Here is a 1,003-nt window from a genome sequence, read left to right on the forward strand (position 1 = left end):
GTCGTGCCCTCCGCCCCCGCCCCCGCCCGCCCCGACGAGGCGCGGCAACAGGCCGACGGCGCCGAGTGGTTCCGGGTGACCGTGGCCCCCGGGTCCGGCGAGGCCGCGACGTTCGGCGGGGCGGTGTCCGCGCGGGCGGTCCGCCCGGGCGGCGAGATCACCACCGGGGCCGCCCGGGCCGGTGGCGGCGCCCGGGTCCGCCCGACGCTCCCCCACCGGGCGCCCCCGCCCGACGGAGCCGCCCCCGCCCCCGTCGGGGCCCCCGGCACCGGCGCCCCGCCGCCCGCCGCCGGCCACCACGCCTCCCCGCCCCTCGCAACCGCCGGTGCACGGCCCCGCCCGGACACCCGCCGGGCACCGGGCACCCACCGCGCACCGGACGCCCGCCCGGTGCCGGACGGGCGTCACCTGCCGCCCGCGCTCGTCATCACGGCCGACCACACGTACGCGGCCCGCCTCACCTCCGCCCCGGGAGCCGGGCCGGAGGGGGGCTCCGACCCCGCCTGGTACCCGGAGCGGTGGACGCTCGACGGGCCCGAGCCGTACGCCGTGCCCCTCCCCCTGGACCAGCCGGAGGAGGCCGCCTCCGACGTGCTGCCGCTCTCCGACGGGCGGGTCCTGATCCGGCGTCACGTGGCCGACCGGCACGCCTTCTCGCTGCTCTACCCGACCGGGCCCGGCACCGGCGAGCTGCCGCTGGGCGCCCTCGCCTGCGGCGAACTGACCCTGCTGCCCCCGTCCCCGGACGGCCTGAGCGCCTACGCCCTGGTCCCCGGCGACCACTCCACCGCCGTCTGGCTCGTGGCGGGCGGCACGTTCGGCCCGGAGCACGTCGCCCAGGTGCCGGGGCGGTGTACGGGAGGCGCCTGGCTGGATCGGGAGGGCCGGCTGCTGGCCCTGGACCGTCAGCCGGCGGACGGCGGGCCCGTGAAGGCCGTCGCGGTGGACCTGGGGCGCGGCGGCGAGGCGACACCGCTCCTCCAGATCGCGCCGGGCAGCCACG

General features: G+C 81.5%; 1 pseudogene. It reads left to right on the forward strand.

The annotated features are described in order from the left end of the window. Positions 1 to 3 precede the first annotated feature (3 nt). Positions 4 to 1,003, forward strand: a pseudogene (locus IH13_RS45280) (hypothetical protein); the annotation flags it as partial.

It is taken from the genome of Streptomyces sp. NRRL WC-3549 (assembly GCF_000721935.1).
Lineage (GTDB): Bacteria > Actinomycetota > Actinomycetes > Streptomycetales > Streptomycetaceae > Streptomyces.